The organism is Vibrio sp. C8, assembly GCF_054051265.1.
Window position 1 is genome coordinate 147,076 of record NZ_JBPAOE010000050.1, and the last position, 23,563, is coordinate 170,638.

Below are 23,563 nucleotides of genomic sequence, written 5' to 3' on the forward strand. Positions count from 1 at the left end.
TATTCCCTATAATTTTTTTATTAAATCTGGATGCTTTCTAAACAAGTAGCCACCTTGTATTTTTCGCCAAAGACCAAATGCGCTGGTTTTAGGAAAAATAGCAATACGACGTATTTGGTATAAATCTTGATGAAAAGCAAGAGGACCACTATTAGTCGCAACCGCAAAATCAAAGCCTAGTTCGCGAGCGATTATTTTTGAGTTATCGTCGAGGTCACCATATGGATAAGCAAATGATGTGAGTTTTTTACCAATAGTTGTCTCTAACTCGATCTTGTTTTGTTCGATTTCAAGCTTTTGCTCTTCGTATGGCAGCTTACTTAAAAATGGATGGGTGAGTGTATGCCCTCCAATCTCTATATAGCCAGAATCAGACATGGCTTTAATCTGTTCATTATTCATTAGCGGAAATGGCTTATCTGGATTCTCGCTGGCTTCAACATCCCAACGATTATAAGTTTCTCCTGTGATTACATAGACAACCGCTTTAAAGCCATACTTTTTAAGAAGAGGAAGCATAAGCTCATAGTTATCAACAAAGCCATCATCAACGGTCAGTATAAAGTAACGTTTACCAGAATTTAATCTCTCAATCGTGCCTTTGGTAGATAAGTCTTCAAACGTAAGGCTTTCAAAGCCCATTCGTTTAAGAAGCTTTAGGTGTTTTTCAAATAGATCAATGTCTATGTATGGGCCTCGTGTGCCTTTTTTAGATTCATTGTCGATAAAGCGGTGATACATTAAGACGGGCATCTCTTTTTGCTGTTTACTGATGACCACATCTTGATAAATCGTTTCTATATGAGAGACGATATTGTTGAGATCGTAGTTATTTCGAATCGTTTCTGTTACCGACGGTGCACATGAAGAATTACTGAGTCCTTTTGCAACTTCTTGAGCGATAGAGTCAAAATCGATATCGAGAATGTTAGAGCCTATATCTCCAAAGTTAGTCGCCATAGCTCGGGCGAGATTCTGTTCATCGACAATACCTATTGATATAGCCTCGCCAATCGCGAGTGTCGGGCGGCCACAAAGTAAAGATTCCATGGCTACACGGCCTGCACCAATCACCAGATCTGACTGCTGCAGTACTTGAGCAACATCGTTGGTATAACCTGGAAATGATACCTTGTTTACGAACTTCTCAAATCTTGCTTCCATTGCTGAACCGGTCAGGACTCGAACATCATATTGTTCGAGATCGAGGCATTCATCTAACAAGCGGTAACATAAATCACCTTTAGGGCCGGTTAAGCGACCGACAATAGTGATGATAGGCTTCGCGTTGTTAGGAGGCTTGGCAGGAGAAAAAGCTTGGGTTTCGATACCATTGCGACTGACGGTTAACTGAGAAGCGGGTACATCCAGTTCTTCAATCAGTTGTCTCTCGATCGCTTCACAGACCGGTAACGCTTTGTCACCCATCGCATGAAATTTCTTACGAGAAGCGTGCACTGGCTGCCTACCATGAACAGTGGTGACCATTGGTGTGCCGGTAATTTTACAGGCCACATGGCAGCTCCAGCTGGATGCGCGTGAGTGCGCATGTACCAGTTGAATATGGTGCTTTTTGATTAGATAGACAAGATAAGCAACGTGCCAGAATCTGCGTGGGATACTGCGCTTATTGAAGCGAAGTTTAAAATATTGACCAGCGAAAGGTTTAGTCAGAGTGTCTGACACATAGTGGACTTTATGGCCGCGTTTGGTTAGCAGGTTGCCGACAGTTGTTGCATACACTTCCGCTCCAGTTACTTCTAGCTGCGACAGTGCCATTAAAATATTCATCAGTTAACCCACTATACTTTTGTAAACGCTGTATTCTAATCTGCAAATATCCAGAGTTCAAAGCAGGAACACTGGATATTTGCAGTCGTGGTATTACTTATTAATAATCGACATATACTCTGCAACGCCTTCTGACACTGTTTTGAACTGGTGGTCGCAGCCTGCTGCGCGCAGTTTAGTCAGGTCTGCCTGAGTATATTCTTGATATGCGCCTTTTAAGTGTTCAGGAAATGGAATTGTTTCCACTGAGCCTTGACCGTGGTGTTTGATCACCGCTTTGGCTACTTCGTCAAACGACTCCGCGTTACCTGTTCCAAGATTGAAAATGCCTGATTTACCGTGCTGCATAAACCAAAGGTTGACAGCTGCAACATCACCTACATAAACAAAATCACGTTTAAAATGCTCACTACCAGCAAACAGTTTAGGGTTCTCTCCAGCGTTCATTTGATTATTTAAATGAAATGCAACAGATGCCATTGAGCCTTTGTGTTGCTCGCGGGGCCCATAAACATTGAAGTAGCGGAAACCAGTGACTTGGGAAAGTTTTTCACCGTGCTCTTCCGCGTCTTGCCAAATACGGCGAACGTAATTATCAAACTGCTGTTTTGAGTAACCATATACGTTTAATGCGCCTTCGTATTCTTTCTCTTCGATGAAGGTATCTGTTTCACCATAAGTTGCCGCTGATGAAGCGTACAAGAATGGAATCTGACGATCTAAACAGTAGTGTAATAGCTCTTTAGAATACTCATAGTTGTTGAGCATCATATACTTTCCATCCCACTCTGTAGTAGCAGAACACGCCCCCTCATGGAAGATTGCTTCAATGGGACCAAAGTCATCGCCTGCCATGATTTGAGTTAAGAAATCATCACGATCCATGTAATCTGCGATATCAAGGTCTACTAGATTTTGAAACTTCTTACCGTTCTTTAGGTTATCGACAACCAAGATGTCGTTAATACCTTGTTCGTTAAGTGCTTTGATGATGTTGCTGCCAATCATGCCAGCGCCGCCAGTTACGATGATCATATATAAATCCTCAATACAAATTAGCTTGATGGGTCATTAACCCAAAATTAACCCGAGTATATCACGCTTGAGTTTAACGTCACTTTTAAAGTGTTTGCCAATATTCAGCGCTGATTGAGAAAGTTCAACTTCGCGTCATACCTGAGTATTCATTCCTCCGTCATCCCGGAAAATACGCAGCATTTATCCGAGATCTCGCTATTGTGGATGTAGTGAGAATTCAGCTTCCTGCCTTCGCAGGACGGAAATGCGCTTGTGATCTCTCGTAATAAGTCGTCGCTTACTCTTAGTTCTCCCCCTCAGTTGAGGGGGAGTTAGAGGGAGTGAACCGACGAAGATTATTGATCATTGCAATATTTATTAAGTACCGTGGAAGCAACCCCTCCCAGCCTCCTCTTAGAAAGGGGAGGAGCAAAGACTTGTTTTCTACTTACTAAGAACGCCACCGGTTAAATACAGCCCCACCGCGGCTAGCACCGGATAACCGAGCGCGTCGTTGATCATCACACTGAGAGCTTGCCATTCTAACCCGTGCACACAACCGAGAATGACACTGACATGCAAGGTGACATAATGAATGGTAGACAACAACACAATATAACGTTGCACCTGTTTAAACGGTTCATAAGCCTTAAGTAGGTTGATTTTGTATTGTGATTTTTCTTCATCAGTAAAAACATAGCGTCTCTTGTTTTGGTCAGGGTATCTAAGCTTTTTTCCATGATGTTTGGCTACCAAATATTCGTCCAAATAGACTCATGATTTACTCCTTCTCGGCAATATGATGAGCCAACGAGTCACCATTGTTGATTTTTATCACAGGGCAAGCCTTTGTTGAGTTCCACTGTGAGTGTGCGGATCAATAGTGTATTTCTGTTGTAACTGGCTTATTAGTGCAAACAGTGCCTTACGCTGGGCGAGAGTGAAATTGTCTTGTGCTTGCATTTCGCTATCACAACCACCAACTAAGCAGATCCCAAGGTTGTCCTGATTGTGTCCTAGAGCATGGGCTCCTTGTAGATGCTGCTCGCGACCTAATTCAATGTCACCATCACGGCGAATCACATAGTGATAGCCAATTTCCTGCCAGCCGCGTTGCAAATGCCACTGCCGAATCTCATCTCTCCCTATATCCATCTACGGTGGCGTGGCACTGCAATGTGCGGTTATCCATTTCGGTTTAAGGTTGGTGGTCATAAGTTCACGTCCCCTAGTTACAACTAAAGAATACATATTGCTCTTGGTTCTCCCCCCTTATCCGTGTTGGAGGACTCTAATTCCTCCAACATCCCAACAAACGCCTCATACTGTTGTTCCAGCTCTCCACTCAACTGGTGCACTTTATTGATGCCCATTTTTAGCCATTCTTCGTCTTGGCTTTTAAAACCATACACCTGTAGCGCTTGCTCAGTCTTTAATAAATCATGCTGTTTGATGCAGAAATACAAGCAAGTGATCGCAATGGCGGTAACTTGATGGTTCGGTAGCGACATAGTTGGTGAGTAACAATGTTAACAAAGTAAACAGATTTGACTGTGCTAGGGGAATACACTGCGATAAAACGCTGAATCGTCATACACATAGACCTATCTCCAATTCGATAAGGAAGTGAATGTAGCTTTTGAGTTAGTGACAAACTCGTGGTTAGGTTAGAGGCAGGATGTGAAACAGGGTGTAACAGCCGTTATGAATATCCAATTAGTGCGTTGTTTTTCGAACGGCAACACATTGTTATGTTTGATATTTACCAGCGTTAGAACACTTGTTATCTATGACTCTCTAATGTCGATATTGAAAGCAATTTTCCCAAACTGAGAAAATACCTAGTTTCATGTTCGTTGCTTAGGTAGAAGCTGAACCTTCGATAAGGAGCTTCTATGTGTCAACAGTTAATCTTGTCATTTATGGCGGTGAAAACCTGTTCCCCAATCAGCAAACTCATTTTGTTAAAACTTGCTGACAACGCAGACAGCCACGGTGTCTGTTTCCCTTCCTGTGATTATCTTGCCCAATACTGTGAAATATCGCTTCGTACGGGAAAAGTCACCTCAAAACGCTGGAACAAAATGGCTTTATTAAGCGTATTCAACGCTTCGATGAAAAGGGGCGTCAGAGAAGCAATTTGTATAAACTGCGAATGCCAAATCATAGCCATGTTGAACAAGGCAACAGCTATACGCAGGAGGGGGAAGAGATTTTACTCTCTGAGGGGGATCGAACTGCATCCATAACCGATGAATCAGAAAAAGATCTTCAAGAGGGAGGCAATTCACAACAAGTGGCGATTCATCTGCCATCTCGTGAAGGCGAGTGGCCAGTGTATGATGAGTTTTATCAGCTGATGCAACAGAGCTATTCCAATATCAACGTGTTTGAGCAACTCAGTGCGATGTGAGCCAACGATAAACGTAAATCTGTTGATCAGTTGGGGCATTTTGTCAATAATTGGCACAGACGTAGAACAGACGCCGACCAAAACCGGAAACAGTATTTGCAACAACGTTCCGCCTCGTTCACTGCACCAAGAATGGCCGACCAAGTGATAGAACAATATTGCCAAAGTGGACACAAGCACCCGATTGAAAATTACATCAATAAAATGCTTCAGCAACATAATGAGAGGTGAACAACGAATGGGGCATTACTCCTTCAGCAGGAAAAACAACGATTGCATAAACGCATATGTCAGGTTACTGGGCGAGAAAGAGAATTGATAGATCTATTGTTGAGTAACTATCCTAAACCCAGCGAAATTGAGGATATTTGTCAGCAACTGAACATCAGTCAAAACAATTTGCTGTACAGTCCATTGCGTAACGCTCGTATATTTATTGATATAGAAACGCTCTATTAGTCTCATAACAAGCGGCAACTGACATAGTTGGCCATAGGCAAGCAAATGGTCGCCTCGATACGCTGTCAATGTTTACTAGACTGCTGTTGTGACAGTGTTGAGTGATTTTTTGTTATTTAGGGGAAGTCGGAGCTGCCTCTAAGCCACAAGTCCATGCTCCTCTCCTTCATAGGGGGAGATACTGTCTTGCGCCTACCCTTTTCAAGGGGAGGCTGGGTGGGGTTGCTTCCAACTCAGCTTATGGCTTACGTGGTATTCACTCTCAGCTAACTTCCCCGTCACATTTTGCAGGGCTATTCTTATGATGTTATGTCGCAACCACGACCAGTTTGTTGTAAACTCAGCACACTAAAAAATGCGATGTGCAATAGCATTTGAAAATAATATTGACGCTTTTGGGGGGAGATACCCAAGGGCGGTAGCGTACCTAAAATATATTATAGGATTCGGATAAAGATGATTACACCTGAACGCATAACGCACTTAAAACAATTAGAAGCTGAGTCGATCCACATTATGCGTGAAGTGGCAGCCGAATTTGATAACCCAGTCATGCTCTATTCTGTGGGTAAAGATTCATCGGTGATGCTGCATCTGGCTAAAAAAGCGTTTGCGCCGGGTGTGCCTCCATTTCCTTTGATGCATGTGGATACCACATGGAAATTCAAAGAGATGATTGAATTTCGTGACTACATGGCGAAAAAACTCGGTATGAAGTTAATTGTTCATCAAAATCCTGAAGGTTTAGCGATGAATATTAATCCGTTTGTTCACGGTAGCTCAAAACATACCGACATCATGAAAACCGAAGGGTTAAAGCAGGCGTTAGACAAATACAGTTTCGATGCTGCTTTTGGTGGTGCTCGTCGCGATGAAGAGAAGTCGCGAGCTAAAGAGCGTGTGTATTCATTCCGTGATGAACACCATCGCTGGGATCCTAAAAATCAACGTCCAGAGTTGTGGAACATCTACAATGGTAAAGTGAACAAAGGGGAAAGTATTCGAGTTTTCCCGCTTTCGAATTGGACTGAGCTGGATATCTGGCAATACATCTATCTGGAAGGAATTGAAATTCCTTCACTATACTTATCGAAGCTACGCCCAGTCGTTGAGCGTGATGGTATACTTATCATGGTGGATGATGAGCGTATGGAACTGAGAGAAGGCGAAGAAGTTCAGCACAAAATGGTTCGCTTCCGTACTCTGGGATGTTACCCATTAACTGGAGCTGTGGAATCCGAAGCCACAACTTTGCCTGAAATCATTCAGGAGATGCTGCTGACAACCACTTCAGAACGTCAAGGCCGTGCGATTGACCATGACTCTTCCGGTTCCATGGAGAAGAAAAAACGCGAAGGCTATTTCTAAAAATTGTCTTTGAGTTGTTGCGATGTTAATTACCGCTCTGATCATTGTCTCTTTATTAGCAGCGTTGATATTCACTCATATTAAGCCGACAGCGCTGTTTACGCTCGCTGTTATTGGGCTCTATATCAGTGGAGAATTATTGCAAACGGATATTATTAAGAATATCACTAATAAATCTGTACTCGTGTTAATTATGCTGATGATTGCTTCATTGGCACTTGAACGTTCAGCTATTTTACCATGGTTATCCAGTAAAGTTTTTCTACCTAGCTATAGAGCAACAATTTTTCGATTGGGTCTAAGTACTACGCTAAGCTCTGCGTTTTTAAATAATACCGCTGTTGTCGCAACCTTGATGGCTGCTGTACAGCGAAATCAAGAGCATTCCTCTTCTCGTTTATTATTGCCGCTTTCTTATTTTGCCATCTTAGGTGGCACTTTAACCTTGATTGGTACATCGACCAACTTAGTGGTTAATGCGTTACTAGCGAATTACCAAATACCGAGTTTAGATTTTCTGGCTTTTACGCCTGTTGGCTTGGTACTGCTAGTGTTTGTTGGTTTGAGTATTGCAATTAGTGCCCGAAACTTAAAAACATCGAATACCACTCAGTTGGAATTTGAGCAGTACTTTATTGATGCTGAAGTTCAAGCCGAGAGTAAGTTGATAGGTCGCAATATCAGACAAAATGGGTTACGTGCTCTCGATGGACTGTTTTTGGCTGAAATCGTACGTAATAACCAACTTATTTCTCCTGTAACGCCAGAAACTATTATTCTTGCGCAGGATAAACTGGTTTTTACTGGTGATGTTAAACAGATAGGCCAGTTGCAAAAACTTGATGGAGTAGAAGTTTTTGCTGATAGTAGCCAGCTATTAGCAAGCAACTTGACCGAAGTGATTGTCAGCCCTGAATCGGTACTGATTAATCGTACTCTAAAGAGTACCGACTTTCGCTCTCGTTTTGATGCAGCAGTGGTTGCGATTAGCCGTGAAGGACAGCGTCTCTCTGGCAAATTAGGTGAGCAGAAGATCCAAGCTGGAGATAAGTTAGTGCTTGCTGTAGGCAGTGATTTTAGTAAGCGACAAAATTTAAGTCGCAATTTTTTCTTTATCTCTGGTAAGCAGATCCAACAACCTTTTAGTTTGCTACAGAATATTTTGGTAGTCGGTGGCTTTATTATCACAGTCCCGCTTTCTGTTGTAACGTCATTATCACTGCTTGAAACATTGGCTGGTTATATTGCGGTGCTGGCATTCAGTGGCCTACTTGATAGCACAACAATCCGTCGCCGATTCCCATTTGAATTGTGGTTGATTTTAGTCTGTGCCCTATCCATTGCTCAGGCCTTTACTGGATCTGGGCTGGCAGAATTGATTGCAACTCATATTTTTAACTTACTAGGTAGTGATGTATCACCTTATTTGGCATTGAGTGTGATATTTATTGCTACAGTGGTATTAACCGAAGTGATCACTAACACTGCTGCTGTGGCGATTATGCTACCTATAGGGCTCACTTTAGCTCAGGCATATTCAGTAAATGTGATGCCCTTTGTGATGGGGGTTGCCTATGCTGCCAGTGCCTGTTTTGTCAGCCCTTATGGTTATCAAACCAATTTGATGGTGATGAATGCTGGAGGCTATCAGTTTAGCGACTTTATTAAAACCGGCTGGAAAGTATCGTTAACTTATATCCTCACCGCTTTAATTGCGATTCCGATATTTTTTCCATTTTGATGACGCTAAATGTTCCCGTTCTCTGTGACTCAGGAAAATCCTCACTATGCCGTCATTCGAGAAATATGTATCATTCCTGTCATTCTGGAAAATATGAAATATTTATCCATAATCTAAGTTCCGTGTGCGTTGTTGTTAGATTCCAGCCTGCGCTGGAATGACAGGAAAATTGCTGGAATGACAGGAAAATTGCTGGAATGGCGGTAGGGAAAATGAAATAACGAAAATTGCGAATAACGGCAAATAATAATGACATACATAAAAAAACAACATGACTCGGTCAGCGATGACATCGTTTGGCACAACACAACGGTAACACATCAAGACCGTGTTGAGCTCAAGCAACAACAGCCTGTGGTGCTGTGGTTTACTGGGCTTAGTGGTTCGGGTAAATCAACGGTTGCCAACGCAGTGGAAAGCAAATTGTTAAGTCTTGGCAAACATAGCTATTTGTTAGATGGTGATAACGTTCGCCATGGCTTAAATAAAGATTTAGGTTTTAGCGATGCCGATCGAATAGAAAATATTCGTCGTATTGGTGAAGTGGCTAAGCTGTTTGTGGATTCAGGTGCGATTGTACTTACGGCCTTTATTTCTCCTTTTATTTCTGACAGACAACAAGCACGTGAGCTGCTGGAAGAAAAGCAGTTTCTCGAAGTGTTTATCGATACGCCGCTGGAAATTTGTGAGCAACGTGATCCTAAAGGATTGTATAAAAAGGCCAGAAAGGGTGAAATCAAAAACTTCACTGGGATTGATTCTGAATATGAAGCGCCGGTGAATCCGGAGATTCATATAGCAACTGCCAAAAAATCCATTGAAGAATGTGCGGAACTGGTCGTTAAACAATTAGCTGAACTTGGGTATATATAAATGCATTACGATGTTTTTAATGGTGATGCAGATGGCATTATCGCGTTACTTCAGTTACGCCTGCATGAGCCTAAAGTAACTAAGCTGATCACTGGGGTTAAACGAGATATTAAGTTATTGAGTAAGATTGTTTCCGAAGATGATGTAACTTCGGTGACTGCGCTTGATATTTCGATGGAAAAAAACAGCCAGGCATTAGAGAAACTGTTAGAACGAAATATTCCAGTGTTCTATTGTGACCATCACCGTTCAGGTGATATCCCACAATCGTCACATTTAACCGCACATATCGATCTGGATGCGGAAATCTGTACCAGCTTATTATTGAATAACCTTCTTAAAGGTAAATATGCTTACTGGGCAATAGCTGCAGCGTACGGGGATAACCTTTATAAACCAGCAGAAAAAATGGCGCAGGAGCGGGATTTATCGGAACAAGCGACGGCTTATTTAAAAGAGTTGGGCACATTAATTAACTACAATGGTTATGGCTCTGATTTATCAGATTTGCATATACCGCCTGCGGACTTGTATAAACAGTTGATGAAATTTGGCAACCCTTTTGAGTTATTGGATAGTCAGGATTCTCCCTTCTTTATTTTAAAACAGGGATACGAACTCGATTATGCGAAGGTTAATGCGATACAGCCTTGCGCCAGTGATGATGTTTGTGAGGTGTATGAGCTGCCATCAGAGCGCTGGGCGCGTCGAATTAGTGGTGTTTATGGCAATGAGCTGGCTAACAATAGCCCTGATAAAGCCCATGCGGTATTAACCTTAAATCCAAACGGTGAAGATTATACGGTAAGCGTTCGTGCTCCATTGAATAATCGTACCGGTGCAGATGAACTCTGTAACCAGTTTGCTACGGGCGGTGGCCGTAAAGCGGCGGCTGGGATTAACCAATTGCCTGTGGCTGATAAAGACAAATTTATCAGTGCATTGCATTCGTTTTATAAATAAAAGTTTTTAAAGAATAGGTAGAAGAAACTATGTCTCACTCTTCAGAGTTGATTGCTCAAGATATTGAAGCTTATTTAAAAGTTCATGAAAACAAAGATCTACTGCGGTTTTTAACTTGCGGTAACGTGGACGATGGTAAATCTACCTTGATTGGTCGTTTATTATTTGATTCCAAATTGATTTACGAAGATCAAATGGCCGCGATAGAAAAAGATTCGCAAAAATTCAACACTACAGACGAAGCATTTGATTTAGCCCTATTAGTTGATGGTTTGCAATCTGAGCGTGAACAGGGCATCACTATCGACGTTGCCTACCGTTATTTTTCTACAGATAAGCGTAAATTTATCATTGCCGATACTCCGGGGCATGAGCAGTACACACGTAATATGGCAACTGGTGCATCTACGTGTGACCTTGCGATTGTAATGGTGGATGCTCGCCGTGGTATTCAGACTCAAACCCGTCGTCACAGCTACATTTGTTCACTGCTGGGCATTAAGCACATTATTGTCGCCATCAACAAAATGGACCTAATGGATTATAGCCAAGAGGTATACCAGCAAATCAAAGCAGATTACCGTGAAATGGCAAAAAGCTTTGATATTGATGATATCCGCTTTGTTCCAATTTCTGCACTGAAAGGCGATAACGTAGTTACGCCAAGTGAGAAGATGGATTGGTACCCAGGCGCTACGCTAATGAAGTTGCTAGAAACGGTTAAAATTGGCAAAGACAAAGATTTAGAGCACATGCGTTTCCCAGTGCAGTATGTGAATCGCCCTAACTTAAATTTCCGTGGTTTCTGCGGCACTCTTGCTTCCGGTATTGTGCAAGTAGGTGACTACATTACAGCACTACCATCGGGTAAAACATCGAAAGTGAAAACCATTTTCACTTTCGATGGAGAGTTGACGACAGCCCAACCAGGACAAGCGATTACCATCTCATTAGAAGATGAAATTGATGTTTCTCGTGGTGATATGTTAGTGCACAGTGGCCATGAAGCCTCTGTGACTAATAAGTGTGAAGCTCATGTAGTATGGATGGGTGAAACACCTCTCTTTACTCATAAAGAGTACGTTTTTAAATTTGCTACTAAGAGCTGCACAGGCAAAATTTCTGAAATCAAGCATAAAGTGGATGTGAATACATTAGAAAAACATGCCGAAAATGCAGAAAGCTTAGAGCTTAATGAAATCGCTCTCGCTACCATTAAATTGACTGACAAAGTTGTGATAGATGAGTACCATAAGTTGCCACAAACTGGTGCATTTATTGTGATTGACCGTATAAGTAATGTGACTGTTGGAGCGGGCATGGTTTCACTTGTGAATGGTGGCAAGACAGAGTCGGTAACTCCTCGTAAATATACGCAAGCAGAAAAAGAATTGAATGTATATGTTCGTAAGAATTTTCCTGAATGGGGTTGTATATCTGTAGATTAAGTGACTCTATAGATATATTAAATTATCACTAGGTTCCAAGCTAGTGATTGAAGCATTATTATACTTTAAGAATGGTATAAACAAATTATTTGGGTTATTATTAATGGCAATAATTAATTTTATTAAAAGAAAATTTAATAAAACTTCAGATTTTAACAAAAGTTTTGGCAAATTGCTGTCAACAAGTGTAATTCTAGGTTTATTTAGTGCCATATGCATTCCGATCATTGCATCCATATATAATCCTGAGCATATAGGAAAATTCCAGTTATACCTAAGTATAGTTCTTGTTTTTTCTAGTGTATCTTCTTTTAAATACGAAATGGCTCAGGTTCTTCCAAAAAGAAAGTATCAATCAAGAACTGTATTTCAGCTCTCTCTTTGTGTTTTATTCTTTAGTACTACTATCTATAGTTTGGTTTTTTATTTCTTCTCATCTAATTTATTAGCTTATTTTAATGCCTATGAACTAGAAAATTATATTTCGGTTGTTCCTGTGGGAATATTTATATCAGGACTTTACCAGCTTACACAAATGTATATTGTTTCAACTGGTGATTTTAGTAAAGTATCCATAAATAGATCTGTTCAAGCTATATCTAATAATGGGTTTTCTATTGGATTAGGTGGTTTTTATCCATCATTTTCATCTTTAATTATATGTAATATTGGTTCTTTCATATTACCCTCTTGTCTTTCCTTAATACATATTAATAGGCACTTTAAGTTAAATGAATATAATTTATCTTTAATGTCGCGTTATGCTAAGAAATATAAGAAATTCCCAATGGTTAATACTCCTAATGTATTTCTCAATACATTATCAATGAATTTGCCAGTTTTTATTTTATCTAAACATTATTCTTTTGAGTTAGTTGGTGTATATGTAATTGCAAACAAAATTTTAGACATGCCTATTACTTTGATTTCAGGATCTCTAAATCAAGTTTATACTAAGTTTGCTGCTGATGAATATAATAAATCTCCAGAAAAACTAAAACTAAGATATATTAATACAGTTAAAAAACTATTTTTCATAGCGACTTCAATTGTGATGTTGGTTTTTATAGGTACTGAATTTGTATTACCATACATTATAACAAGTAATAGTCAGTGGAGTGATCTAAGCATTATTTTGTTAATAATGGTTTTTCCTAAAGTTAGTCAGCTTATAAATAATCCTTTAAGTACTACATTTATGATAATAAATAAGCAAGAGGTTGCAACTATTATTATAGTTCTTTTCATGCTGCTGAGATATTTTTCATTAACATTAGATTTTGACTTTCGTAATACATTAATCTTATACGCTATATCGACAACAGTATACTATTTAACATTCAATTTTATTCAATATAGGTTAATTAAGTGAGTTTGAACGTAATTGAAAAAGTAGTGCTTAGATTACTTTGGCCAACATACATGAAAACTAATGGACATGTTCATTCGTTCCGTCTATTTGTAAAGCACTTTTTTATACAAAGAGTCTTTATGATAAATTCACATGTCCCTTGGCCTGTTCATCCTACCAGCCAGATAAAAGCAGTACAGAAGATTGTAAGAGGAAGTCGTACTCCCGGTTTAGGGCTTAACTGCTATATTGATGCACGTAATGGTATTATTCTGGGAGATAATGTCCTTATTGGTCCTAAAGTATCTATTATTTCAATGAACCATGATATTAGTGATTTTGAAAATTATGTTATAGGTAAACCAATTATCATTGGAAATGATTGCTGGCTTGGGGCAGGGTGCATTATTTTACCTGAAGTTATACTTGGACCGAAAACCATTGTTGGTGCAGGTACAGTCGTTACAAAGAGCTTCCCAGAAGGTGAGCAGTTATTAGTTGGAAACCCTGCTAGGATTGTAAAAAAAATATGATTATGGCTATTGTTAAGAAATTAAAATTAGTGTTGTTTAGGTTACTGAATAATTATTTTTTCTCACTATTTGAAAATGAAAGGATTGGTGATGATTATACTGAACCAAATCTAGTTTTTATTATTGGAGCTCCTAGAACTGGTAGTACTTATCTAAGTCAGTTAATTACTTACTCAATAGGGGTAGGGTATTTTAGTAATTTACATGATCGTTTCTATCAGGCTCCTTATCTAGCTGAGAAAATTATTAATTTTTTTGGTATTAAAGCTAAAAATACAAATTTTTCCTCAAAGTATGGTTATATTGAAGGAGCACTTTCTGAATCTGAAGGTGGTCTTTTTTGGAGAAGATTCTTTCCTAAAGATAAAGAGCATATAATCCTAGATGATTATATGCAAGGACAATTGAAGTATTCGATTAATCGATTATTTAAAGAAAGTCATAAAAAAACTCTCTTGTTTAAAAATAATTTTAATGGGTTTAGATTAAGGTCACTGTCTAAATGCTTCCCAAATGCTAAGTATGTATTTATTAAAAGAAATACATTGGATACAGCTATTTCTCTTCTTGAAGCTAGAGAAAGAATCAATGGTGACGAGTCAGTCTGGTGGTCAATGAGACCTAAAAATATGATAGGTATTGAGTCTCTAGAGCCATATCAACAAGTTGTAGAACAAGTAGAGCGTATTAATGAGCAGATTCAAGATGACATAAATGATTTATGCCTAGATGCTATAACGATAGATTACGAAGATATTGTTACTGACCCTAAAAAAATTATTAATAAATTATCTCATTTTATTAATGAAAGTATTCTTACTGAGCCAAAAAATAATTCCGTAAAAATAAAATTAAAGGGAAGTGATATTCTTAGAAAAAAAATACAGGACTATATCGATGAACGTATCTGATACCGTAGAAGAATTTTGGACACAACAAGATATCGAGTCAGTAAAAGAGATTAGAGAAATAGAGGCTATTAACCAACTTTCTTATTATTTTTCTATATCTTCAGATAGAATTAATCTTCTAAATAGTGCACGATGTGGAATAGAGAAAATATTAGCTGACCTTAAAAAAGACACGAAGAATAAAGTATTGTTATGCGACTTTAATTGTCCAGTCGTAAGAGATTCTGTCATCAATGTTGGTTGTCAGCCGATATATTATGATTTACCTAAAGAGAATTTTTTTTTAAGAAAAGATATCTTTAAAGGTTTGGCTCTAGATAGTTTGTTGGCGGTTATTGTGCCTCATTTTTTTGGCCATAAATGTAATTTTGATGATATTTTATATTTGTGTGAAAAACATGATATTATCATTATCGAGGATTCAGCGCATTATTTCCCTGATCGTTGTGATAGTTCTTATAAAAGTGACTTTACAGTTTTTAGTTTTAACTATGATAAGCCAATCTCGTTGATGGGGGGAGGACTATTACTTGATCATAAATCAAGAATTTCCAGTAAAAACAATCGTGAGTTAGTTGATTTTGAAATAGGTAAGAAAAATTTTAATAATAAGATAAGTTCACTTAGAACAAGGCGAAGATTAATTACCTATATGAAATCACCTTTTATTTTTAAGGCTTTAGGTAAAATCACAAAGGCTAAAACTAAGTCTCTTTATGATCAAGATGGTTTTTCAAATTATCAGCTTTCTTTATTGGTTTCTTTGTTAGATAAATATCAGGAAGTTATAAAAACTCGCAGAAAAAACTATGATTATCTTGTGGATGATTTTACTAATCTATATTTTGAAGATGTGGGATTTCCAATTAAGATTCGGTTTGTTTCTGATGATTCTACGCATTTGAAACGTATTACCAAAAAATTATTAATAAAAAATGTCAGAGTCGGTAACTTTAACTGGTCATCGACATTGACAAAACTTGGAATAAATCGCTTATCGGAGCATTTTGCAAAGAATGGGATCGATATTCCTATTCATCAAAACCTTTCTAAGGAACAACTCTCAGTTATTCGAGGCTTATTAAATGAGAGAAAATAAAGAAAAATACCGGTCACTGTGCAGTCGTGAGCTTTCAATACCATTATTTAGTCAAGCATGGTGGTTGGATGCTGTCTGTGGAGTTCAGGGGTGGGATGTGTGCTTGGTTGAAAAGGGGGGGCATGTTGTTGCTTCTTTACCTTACACAATAAAGTCCAAATATACTTTTACTTCCGTTGGGCAGCCTTCTTTGACTCAGACTCTTGGTCCTTGGATAAAGGGTAATAATAATGAGAAATACTCTAAAACTCTTGCTAACCAGAAAGATTATATTCAGGAATTGTTTAGGCAACTGCCTCAGCATGATTACTATATGCAAAATTGGTCACATCAGATTTCGAACTGGCTACCAGTTTTTTGGTTAGGCTATCAACAGACAACAAAATACACATATAGAATCGAGGACCTGTCCGACATAAACGAAGTGTATGCGGGTTTTCAGAGTAATGTACGAACTGATATTAAAAAAGCAACGCATAAATACAGTTTACAAGTAGTTGACGATGCTCCTATTGAGGAGTTTATTGCTTTAAATTGTCTTACTTTCGAACGCCAATCAATGAAAATGCCTTATACAGAGAATTATGTTAAACAAATAGTGTCTAGTGCTTCTAAACGAGGTCAAGTTAAGTGGTTTATAGCTCGAGATCTGGAAGGTAAAAATCATGCTGGTGTACTTTTAGTTTGGGATCAATATAGTGCCTACTACCTTCTTGGGGGCGGAGACCCAAAACTGCGTAACAGCGGTGCAACTAGTTTATGTATGTGGGAGGCAATCAGGTTTTCGTCAACCGTTACCAAAAGCTTCGACTTTGAAGGCTCAATGATTGAATCTGTTGAGAGATTCTGCAGAGCATTTGGGGCTAGACAATATCCGTATTTCTCTATTTTTAAAATCAACTCTAAATTATTGAAATTTGCTAAGTTTTTAAAAGAAGTTGTCTGATGATAGTTTGTACTCTTCCTCCGCAATGTTTCAACGAAGCCAGTTATATCGTTAATTTTCTGTTTAAAAGGCTGTTGGGTTATCAGCCAGTTATTAACATGACTGATTATGAGAATTCTGAGATTACCTTTACGTTAAATAGAAAAACACTAAAGATTTCAAATGACTTTTTTAGATTTTCAGAGATCCATTGGTTAACAAAACGTCCTCCAATAGAATTTTCTGAATATAAGGGAGATGGTTTAACTGGTCTGCGTACCCGTACTTTACCTGTAATCTTTGGAAGCCCTAAGATTACTGAAACAAGCAATGAGGTTCATTGTCAGATCGATATTTGTGGCACGGTTTTCTATATGTTATCCCGATATGAGGAAGCTCTACCTGAGGTTGAACTAGATTTACACGGAAGATTTGCATCAACGTCATCTATCGCTCATAAATATGGTTTTCTTGAGCGACCAATAGTAGATGAATATATAGAATTATTTTTTGTCATGATACATAGGCTTTGGCCGGATGTTAAAAAAGTGGAAACTCACCCAAGAACTTTTGTTACATGCGATTTAGATTGGCCATTTGATCCAGTACAGCGTTCTTTTCAGAAAACGTTAAAGTCGATGGCGTCGGAGCTTATCCGTCAACATTCGCCAAAGCTTGCTTTAGTACGACTGAAAAACTTCTTGGGTTATAATTTGGGATTTAACACAATAGACAGTGTGAGAAATAACATTGATTGGATTATGGATGTTAATGAGCAACAGGGCAATAAAGTTGCTTTCTATTTCATCACTGAATATACACATTATCTAGACAGTGATTTTGACTTTGACTCTTGTGAAATAAGAAGTTTGTTACGAACTATTTCGAAGCGTGGTCATGAAATCGGTATACATCCGGGTTTCGATTGTTATCGTAACCCTGAGTTATTCAAACGTTCAGTTGATACTTTGCGCAGAGTAATAACAGAGGAAGGTATCATGCAACCAAATATAGGATGTAGGATGCATTTTTTGAGATGGGATGCAAAAGTTACTCCTAAGTTGTGTGAGGACAATGGATTGGTTTACGATACAACACTATCTTTTGCTGACGCTTCTGGTTTTAGGTGTGGAACATGTCATGCTTTTCCAATGTATGATCTAATTAACCGGATGCCTTTGAATGTGATTCAGCGCCCTTTAATCAACATGGAATGCACCATCCTAGATACTAGATATGAGGGGTTAGGGTACAGTCAAGGAGCTCTGGATCGGTTTGATGAGTTTAAGCAAAAAGTGATTTATCACAATGGTGAGTATGTTTTGCTTTGGCACAATACACATTTTTCTCATAGTGCTGATAAAGCATTTTATGAGTCTTTAATTCAGTGACATATATGAAATCAGAAAAAATTAGAATTGCGGTAATCGGTTGCGGAAGAATCTCAAAAAATCATTTCGGCTCAATCGAACAATTATCTTCAGAATATGAGTTGGTAGCAGTATGTGATATTGATGATAAAGTTTTATCGGCGCATAGTGAACAATACGGAGTACCGGGTTACTCAACAATAGACGAACTATTATTAAGTGAAAAACTTGACTTGGTTACTCTTTGTACGCCAAGTGGTATGCATGCGTCCCAGACGATTAAATTTGCTCAAGCCGGAGTTAATGTTATTACTGAAAAGCCTATGGCCACTAAGTGGGAAGATGGTCTTGCAATGGTAAAAGCGTGCGACGAAGCGGGTGTTAAATTATTCGTCGTAAAGCAGAATAGACGAAACTCAACTTTACAGCTCGTAAAGCGTGCGGTAGAGGAACGACGTTTTGGTAAAATTCATATGGTACACATGAACGTATTCTGGACTCGACCACAAGCGTATTACGATAGAGCAAGATGGTCGGGTACATGGGATATGGATGGTGGTGCTTTCATGAATCAGGCAACACATTATGTTGATTTGCTTCATTGGTTGATTGGTCCAGTGGAGAAATTGCACGCTATGACTTCAACTCATCGTGATATTGAGGTTGAAGATACAGGTGTAGTGAACCTTCGTTGGAGGAATGGTGCATTAGGCTCCATGGCCGTAACTATGTGTACTTACCCCCAAAACCTAGAAGGCTCGATTACGATACTAGGTGAGAAAGGCACGGTTCGTATTGGTGGTGTTGCTGTAAATGATATCCAAGAGTGGTCATTTGAAGAAGAAAAAGATTATGATGCAGAAATAGATCAAGCTAACTATCAGACATCATCGGTTTATGGCTTTGGACATCCTCCGTATTTTCAGAATGTCGCTGACGTTTTAAGAGGCAAAGCGGAGCCGGAAACGGATGGTCGTGAGGGGCTTAAATCTTTAGAGTTGCTGATCGGTATATATCGCTCCGCACGCGATTGCAAAGAAATTGGTTTACCCATAAATCTATAAGTCTTGGAATTAGAATGAATATTGAAAATATCAAAATAGGCATCGTTGGTCTAGGTTATGTTGGTTTGCCTTTGGCGGTAGAATTTGGGAAAAAATACCCTACAATTGGTCTTGATATTAATTTTGAACGTGTGGAAGAGCTTAAAAATGGTAAGGATTCAACGCTAGAGTGTACAGCTGAAGAGTTGAAAGCGGCTACTTACTTAAGTTACTCAAGTAAATTGGTGGATATGAAAGATTGTAATTTCTATATAGTTACTGTTCCAACCCCAATTACCGAAGAGAATACCCCTGATTTAACTCCTTTACTTAAGGCTTCTGAAACTATAGCAAATGTGATTTCAAAAGGAGATATTGTTGTATTTGAATCGACTGTTTATCCAGGAGCTACTGAAGAGGTTTGTATCCCAGTTATCGAGAAATTATCTGGTTTGGTTTTTAATCTAGATTTCTTTGCTGGATATAGTCCTGAGCGTATCAACCCTGGTGATAAAGTCAATCGGCTAACGACAATCATAAAAATAACATCAGGTTCAACAAGTGAGGTTGCAGAGTTTGTCGACAACGTCTATTCCTCCATCGTTGATGCTGGTACCCACAAAGCATCCTCAATTCGAGTTGCTGAAGCAGCTAAAGTCATTGAAAATACACAACGTGATTTAAATATAGCGATTATTAATGAATTTGCGAAGATTTTTAACAAGTTGGACATTGATACAGAGGAAGTTCTTAAAGCTGCTGGTACGAAATGGAATTTTTTGCCGTTTAAGCCTGGACTCGTTGGTGGTCATTGTATAAGTGTTGACCCATATTATCTCACCTATAAAGCGCTTGAGGTCGGTTATCGTCCCGAAGTCATACTTGCTGGGCGAAGGATTAATGATGGCATGGGAGAGTACGTTGCGACGCAATTGGTTAAAAAACTCGCGAGTAAAAAAATTCATATTGATGAAGCTAAAGTGCTTATCATGGGGTTTACCTTTAAAGGTGATTGTCCTGATGTCAGAAATACAAAAATCATAGACATTGTTAAAGAGCTGAAAGAGTTCAATATGTCCGTTGATGTCTATGATAGCTGGGCGTCAAAAAACGAAGTGAATGAAAAATATGGTGTTGAGCTTATCAATGAACTAAAAGTAGGCATCTATGATGCAATAGTATTGGCCGTAGATCATAGTGAAACTAAAAATATGGGCAAAGAGTTTTTACGTTCATTGGGTAAAGAAAAACACGTTTTGTATGACGTGAAGCATGTCCTTAGCGTTGGTGACTCGGATATTCGCCTCTAGTTCAGATGATTTACTCCCCTTGTTGATTTTTTAGGGTTTTAACATGAATTACTTTAAGCATGAAACTGCGATCGTTGATGATGGTGCGGTCATTGGTGATAATTGCCGAATTTGGCATTGGACTCATGTCTGTTCTGGTGCCAAAGTTGGTGAAGCCGTGTCATTAGGGCAAAATGTATTTGTCGGTAATAAGGTTACTATTGGTGATAAATGCAAGATCCAAAATAACGTTTCTGTCTATGATAATGTTTATTTAGAAGAAGGCGTATTTTGTGGTCCGAGTATGGTATTTACCAATGTCTATAACCCTCGATCGTTGATTGAGCGTAAAGCCCAATATAAAGACACGGTAGTAAAGAAAGGAGTAACATTAGGAGCAAATTGCACTATAGTGTGTGGGAACACTATTGGTGAGTATGCTTTCATTGGTGCTGGCTCTGTTATAACTCGAGATGTAAAACCATTTGCATTGATGGTTGGTGTTCCTAGCCGGCAAATCGGTTGGATGAGTGTTTATGGCGAACAACTTGATTTACCTCTAGAAGGATATGCAACGGTAAAATGTAAACATACGGGTGCAGTATATAAACTAGAAGGTAATAACTTAAAATTGCTTCAAGAGTAATAAAAATGCAGTTTATAGATTTAGAAAAACAGTATAAACACTTGAAAGATAAAATCGATGCTCGTATTAAAAATGTGCTTGATCACGGTCACTATATTATGGGGCCAGAGGTTGGTGAACTTGAAAAGAAACTAGCTGACTACTTAGGAGTGAATCACGCTATCACATGCGCAAATGGCACAGATGCGCTTAGCTTAGCAATGATGGTCCTTGACATAAAGGAAGGGGACGCAATTTTCTGCCCAACGTTTACTTTTTTTGCAAGTGCAGAGACCATCGCTTTTGCAAAGGCTACTCCTGTCTTTGTTGATTCAGATGAAACGACTTTCAATATTTGCCCACAAGATCTTGAGCGGCAAATTAAAAAGGTTATTCAGGAGGGAAAACTAAACCCTAAAGCTATTGTAAGCGTAGACCTTTTTGGTTTGCCTGCCGATTATAAGAAGATTGAAGCAATAGCAAAAAAATTTGAACTAAAATTGATTGAAGATGCAGCGCAAGGGTTTGGTGGATCGATTAATGGAAGAATGGCGGGGTCGTTTGGAGATATAGCGACCACCAGCTTTTTTCCTGCGAAGCCTTTAGGTTGCTATGGTGACGGTGGTGCTGTATTTACGAATAATGATGAATATGCACAACGTTTGCGTTCTTTGAGAGTGCATGGAAAAGGCAATGATAAGTACGACAATGTTTATATAGGGATGAATAGCCGTTTGGATACTATTCAAGCTGCAATATTGCTTGAAAAATTAGCAGAGTTTCCTACAGAACTGGAGAGTAGAAATCTATTGGCTGAGCGATATCACAGGCAATTTATAGGTACTACTGTGCTGGCTCCATCTGTGCCGAAAGGTTACACGAGCTCTTGGGCACAATATACAATTCGTACTGATAAGCGCGATGAGTTTGCGAAAGATTATGCACTCAAAGGAATTCCGACTATGATTTATTATCGTACTTGTATGCATAGGCAGAAGGCTTTTGAATATCTTGGATATAAGGAAGGTGACTTTCCTGTTGCAGAAAGACTGTCACAAGAAGTTATAAGTATCCCAATGCATGGGTATATGGAAACTTTTAGTTAGAACCTTTATTGCTAATAACAGTCATACTAGACTCATTATATAAGTAGGGGTATTTACGTGTCTAAGAGATCGTTTTTAGGGATGCACAACGATAGTAGATATTTAGTTTTTGTATGTTGCTCAATTATTATTTGACTAATTTGGTTTTCTAGGATTTTATGAAAATTCGTATTGATAAGAGCATATTATATACGATGCTATATATTTTAATAGCAGCCAAGGTAATAGTGTTTTTTTATATAATAAATTTTACAGAATTTGGACTAACTAAAGATGCAGTGTATTATGACGAATTAGCTAAGGGGGACCCAAGGCTAACAACGGCTGTAAATTATTGGCCGATAGTTTTAAACTTCTTTTATAATTTGGGGCTATATAGTCGAGAAAGCTTTAAGTGCGTAAATTTATTTATCGCTACTTTTATAATTCCGCTTCAGGTATGTTTGATATATCGTGACTGGTGTCCTGAAAAAAACATCGATAAAGAAAAGACATATTTATTAATTTTCATTATAATAAATCTTTACGCTCAGCTATTTTTAAACTCCCTTGATATTGTTAGGGAGTTGCCAATGTTATTACTATTTTTAGTTAATGTTCATATTTTCCTGAAAGCGACTAAAACCCGTATGGTTATTTCTACGATTTATATGTTTTTTTATTTTCTTTTGTCTTGGCATATGTATGAATGGAGGGAGTATTTAGGGTTTACCTTATTTGTGACACCTCTAGTATATATGTTTGTAAAGAAAATTAAATTGAAGCTTTTAACTTTAGCAATACTGTACATCATTGCATTAACTTTATTTTATAAGTTGGGTTTTTTTGAGCCTATATTGGTATATCGCGGTGAAGATGGTTTTGAGTCAGGGAGAGCGTCTTTAGGGATCGGTTTAATAGACAGATCGGCGATAGAGTTTGTTATTTTATATATTTATAGTACTACTATACAGTTATTGGGTTTTTACTTTTCAAATTATGAAGGAGTATTCTTGTTTTTATTAGAGTCATTACCTTTTTTGGTCGTTACTCATTATATAGCAAAAAACATTAGGTATTTGGATGATTTTGGTTACTTCTTATTAACTTTTTTCTTTGTGTATCTTACCTTTTGGTCATTAGGTACAGATAATATTGGGACTGGGATGAGGCTAAGAATATTTAATTACCTTTCGATTTTTTTGATATATTTTTTAATAAGATATTATAAGGCTAGGAGAAGGCTTTAGTTAGTCGGT

Annotated in this window: 23 protein-coding genes; 18 read left to right on the top strand and 5 right to left on the bottom strand. The window is 38.4% G+C overall.

Going from position 1 to position 23,563, the window contains the following annotated elements; translation table 11 throughout:
- Positions 1–6: 6 nt before the first annotated feature.
- The 5 genes from ACRQQK_RS18305 to ACRQQK_RS18325 all read right to left on the bottom strand — a co-directional run bounded on the left by ACRQQK_RS18305 (position 7) and on the right by ACRQQK_RS18325 (position 4,319).
- A complete protein-coding gene (locus tag ACRQQK_RS18305; RefSeq protein ID WP_457513796.1) occupies positions 7–1,791 on the bottom strand; it encodes a polysaccharide deacetylase family protein in 1,785 nt (594 codons plus the stop codon).
- 93 nt (positions 1,792–1,884) lie between these two features.
- Complete coding sequence (gene rfaD / locus ACRQQK_RS18310; protein ID WP_457513798.1) at positions 1,885–2,826, bottom strand: ADP-glyceromanno-heptose 6-epimerase; 942 nt, start codon at positions 2,824–2,826, stop codon at positions 1,885–1,887.
- A 426-nt stretch (positions 2,827–3,252) separates the two neighbouring features.
- Entirely contained in the window at positions 3,253–3,576 is a 324-nt protein-coding gene (locus ACRQQK_RS18315) for a hypothetical protein (RefSeq protein WP_457513799.1), read from the bottom strand.
- A gap of 66 nt (positions 3,577–3,642) precedes the next feature.
- Entirely contained in the window at positions 3,643–3,963 is a 321-nt protein-coding gene (locus tag ACRQQK_RS18320; RefSeq protein ID WP_457513801.1) for an N-acetylmuramoyl-L-alanine amidase, read from the bottom strand.
- Positions 3,964–4,046: 83 nt separating this feature from the next.
- Positions 4,047–4,319 (bottom strand): hypothetical protein, encoded by a 273-nt coding sequence (locus tag ACRQQK_RS18325; RefSeq protein WP_457513802.1) that lies wholly within the window; start codon positions 4,317–4,319, stop codon positions 4,047–4,049.
- 411 nt (positions 4,320–4,730) lie between these two features.
- Here ACRQQK_RS18325 and ACRQQK_RS18330 point away from each other — a divergent pair, with 411 nt between their 5' ends.
- The 18 genes from ACRQQK_RS18330 to ACRQQK_RS18415 all read left to right on the top strand — a co-directional run bounded on the left by ACRQQK_RS18330 (position 4,731) and on the right by ACRQQK_RS18415 (position 23,554).
- A complete protein-coding gene (locus tag ACRQQK_RS18330) occupies positions 4,731–5,057 on the top strand; it encodes a helix-turn-helix domain-containing protein (protein WP_457513896.1) in 327 nt (108 codons plus the stop codon).
- Positions 4,949–5,221, top strand: a complete 273-nt coding sequence (locus ACRQQK_RS18335; RefSeq protein ID WP_457513898.1) for a hypothetical protein — start codon at positions 4,949–4,951, stop codon at positions 5,219–5,221. Before ACRQQK_RS18330 ends, ACRQQK_RS18335 begins: the two co-directional genes overlap by 109 nt.
- 915 nt (positions 5,222–6,136) lie before the next feature.
- Positions 6,137–7,048 carry a sulfate adenylyltransferase subunit CysD gene (gene cysD, locus ACRQQK_RS18340; RefSeq protein ID WP_457513804.1) on the top strand — a complete coding sequence of 304 codons (912 nt, stop codon included), beginning with the start codon at positions 6,137–6,139 and terminating at the stop codon, positions 7,046–7,048.
- Positions 7,049–7,070: 22 nt separating this feature from the next.
- Complete coding sequence (locus ACRQQK_RS18345) at positions 7,071–8,789, top strand: SLC13 family permease (RefSeq protein ID WP_457513806.1); 1,719 nt, start codon at positions 7,071–7,073, stop codon at positions 8,787–8,789.
- Positions 8,790–9,038: 249 nt separating this feature from the next.
- Positions 9,039–9,662: an adenylyl-sulfate kinase gene (gene cysC / locus ACRQQK_RS18350; RefSeq protein ID WP_457513808.1), complete on the top strand. Its 624-nt coding sequence runs from the start codon at positions 9,039–9,041 to the stop codon at positions 9,660–9,662.
- Entirely contained in the window at positions 9,663–10,625 is a 963-nt protein-coding gene (locus ACRQQK_RS18355) for a DHH family phosphoesterase (protein WP_457513810.1), read from the top strand. It abuts the gene before it with no gap.
- A 29-nt stretch (positions 10,626–10,654) separates the two neighbouring features.
- A complete protein-coding gene (cysN, locus tag ACRQQK_RS18360; protein WP_457513811.1) occupies positions 10,655–12,073 on the top strand; it encodes a sulfate adenylyltransferase subunit CysN in 1,419 nt (472 codons plus the stop codon).
- A 43-nt stretch (positions 12,074–12,116) separates the two neighbouring features.
- Complete coding sequence (locus ACRQQK_RS18365) at positions 12,117–13,445, top strand: lipopolysaccharide biosynthesis protein (protein WP_457513813.1); 1,329 nt, start codon at positions 12,117–12,119, stop codon at positions 13,443–13,445.
- A gap of 119 nt (positions 13,446–13,564) precedes the next feature.
- Complete coding sequence (locus tag ACRQQK_RS18370; RefSeq protein ID WP_457513816.1) at positions 13,565–13,957, top strand: acyltransferase; 393 nt, start codon at positions 13,565–13,567, stop codon at positions 13,955–13,957.
- Positions 13,958–13,959: 2 nt separating this feature from the next.
- Complete coding sequence (locus ACRQQK_RS18375) at positions 13,960–14,868, top strand: sulfotransferase family protein (protein WP_457513818.1); 909 nt, start codon at positions 13,960–13,962, stop codon at positions 14,866–14,868.
- On the top strand, positions 14,855–15,967 hold the full coding sequence (locus ACRQQK_RS18380; RefSeq protein ID WP_457513820.1) for a DegT/DnrJ/EryC1/StrS family aminotransferase: 1,113 nt from the start codon (positions 14,855–14,857) through the stop codon (positions 15,965–15,967). The genes ACRQQK_RS18375 and ACRQQK_RS18380 overlap by 14 nt, the downstream gene beginning before the upstream one ends.
- Entirely contained in the window at positions 15,954–16,913 is a 960-nt protein-coding gene (locus tag ACRQQK_RS18385; protein ID WP_457513822.1) for a GNAT family N-acetyltransferase, read from the top strand. Before ACRQQK_RS18380 ends, ACRQQK_RS18385 begins: the two co-directional genes overlap by 14 nt.
- Entirely contained in the window at positions 16,913–18,283 is a 1,371-nt protein-coding gene (locus ACRQQK_RS18390; RefSeq protein ID WP_457513824.1) for a polysaccharide deacetylase family protein, read from the top strand. Before ACRQQK_RS18385 ends, ACRQQK_RS18390 begins: the two co-directional genes overlap by 1 nt.
- 5 nt (positions 18,284–18,288) lie before the next feature.
- A complete protein-coding gene (locus ACRQQK_RS18395; RefSeq protein ID WP_457513826.1) occupies positions 18,289–19,326 on the top strand; it encodes a Gfo/Idh/MocA family protein in 1,038 nt (345 codons plus the stop codon).
- Between the two features lie 14 nt (positions 19,327–19,340).
- Positions 19,341–20,615 carry a Vi polysaccharide biosynthesis UDP-N-acetylglucosamine C-6 dehydrogenase TviB gene (gene tviB, locus ACRQQK_RS18400; RefSeq protein WP_457513828.1) on the top strand — a complete coding sequence of 425 codons (1,275 nt, stop codon included), beginning with the start codon at positions 19,341–19,343 and terminating at the stop codon, positions 20,613–20,615.
- A 43-nt stretch (positions 20,616–20,658) separates the two neighbouring features.
- A complete protein-coding gene (locus tag ACRQQK_RS18405) occupies positions 20,659–21,240 on the top strand; it encodes an acyltransferase (RefSeq protein WP_457513830.1) in 582 nt (193 codons plus the stop codon).
- A 5-nt stretch (positions 21,241–21,245) separates the two neighbouring features.
- A complete protein-coding gene (locus tag ACRQQK_RS18410; RefSeq protein WP_457513832.1) occupies positions 21,246–22,325 on the top strand; it encodes a DegT/DnrJ/EryC1/StrS family aminotransferase in 1,080 nt (359 codons plus the stop codon).
- Between the two features lie 158 nt (positions 22,326–22,483).
- On the top strand, positions 22,484–23,554 hold the full coding sequence (locus ACRQQK_RS18415; RefSeq protein ID WP_457513833.1) for a hypothetical protein: 1,071 nt from the start codon (positions 22,484–22,486) through the stop codon (positions 23,552–23,554).
- Positions 23,555–23,563 lie beyond the last annotated feature (9 nt).

Coding starts and splice junctions, on each gene's coding strand:
- ACRQQK_RS18415 (WP_457513833.1), top strand. CDS start 22,484: ATGAAAATTCGTATTGATAAGAGCATATTATATACGATGCTATATATT.
- ACRQQK_RS18325 (WP_457513802.1), bottom strand. CDS start 4,319: ATGTCGCTACCGAACCATCAAGTTACCGCCATTGCGATCACTTGCTTG.
- ACRQQK_RS18370 (WP_457513816.1), top strand. CDS start 13,565: ATGATAAATTCACATGTCCCTTGGCCTGTTCATCCTACCAGCCAGATA.
- ACRQQK_RS18355 (WP_457513810.1), top strand. CDS start 9,663: ATGCATTACGATGTTTTTAATGGTGATGCAGATGGCATTATCGCGTTA.
- ACRQQK_RS18320 (WP_457513801.1), bottom strand. CDS start 3,963: ATGGATATAGGGAGAGATGAGATTCGGCAGTGGCATTTGCAACGCGGC.
- ACRQQK_RS18410 (WP_457513832.1), top strand. CDS start 21,246: ATGCAGTTTATAGATTTAGAAAAACAGTATAAACACTTGAAAGATAAA.
- ACRQQK_RS18330 (WP_457513896.1), top strand. CDS start 4,731: ATGGCGGTGAAAACCTGTTCCCCAATCAGCAAACTCATTTTGTTAAAA.
- ACRQQK_RS18395 (WP_457513826.1), top strand. CDS start 18,289: ATGAAATCAGAAAAAATTAGAATTGCGGTAATCGGTTGCGGAAGAATC.
- tviB (WP_457513828.1), top strand. CDS start 19,341: ATGAATATTGAAAATATCAAAATAGGCATCGTTGGTCTAGGTTATGTT.
- rfaD (WP_457513798.1), bottom strand. CDS start 2,826: ATGATCATCGTAACTGGCGGCGCTGGCATGATTGGCAGCAACATCATC.
- cysD (WP_457513804.1), top strand. CDS start 6,137: ATGATTACACCTGAACGCATAACGCACTTAAAACAATTAGAAGCTGAG.
- ACRQQK_RS18405 (WP_457513830.1), top strand. CDS start 20,659: ATGAATTACTTTAAGCATGAAACTGCGATCGTTGATGATGGTGCGGTC.
- ACRQQK_RS18345 (WP_457513806.1), top strand. CDS start 7,071: ATGTTAATTACCGCTCTGATCATTGTCTCTTTATTAGCAGCGTTGATA.
- ACRQQK_RS18305 (WP_457513796.1), bottom strand. CDS start 1,791: ATGAATATTTTAATGGCACTGTCGCAGCTAGAAGTAACTGGAGCGGAA.
- cysN (WP_457513811.1), top strand. CDS start 10,655: ATGTCTCACTCTTCAGAGTTGATTGCTCAAGATATTGAAGCTTATTTA.
- ACRQQK_RS18390 (WP_457513824.1), top strand. CDS start 16,913: ATGATAGTTTGTACTCTTCCTCCGCAATGTTTCAACGAAGCCAGTTAT.
- ACRQQK_RS18380 (WP_457513820.1), top strand. CDS start 14,855: ATGAACGTATCTGATACCGTAGAAGAATTTTGGACACAACAAGATATC.
- ACRQQK_RS18375 (WP_457513818.1), top strand. CDS start 13,960: ATGGCTATTGTTAAGAAATTAAAATTAGTGTTGTTTAGGTTACTGAAT.
- cysC (WP_457513808.1), top strand. CDS start 9,039: ATGACATACATAAAAAAACAACATGACTCGGTCAGCGATGACATCGTT.
- ACRQQK_RS18385 (WP_457513822.1), top strand. CDS start 15,954: ATGAGAGAAAATAAAGAAAAATACCGGTCACTGTGCAGTCGTGAGCTT.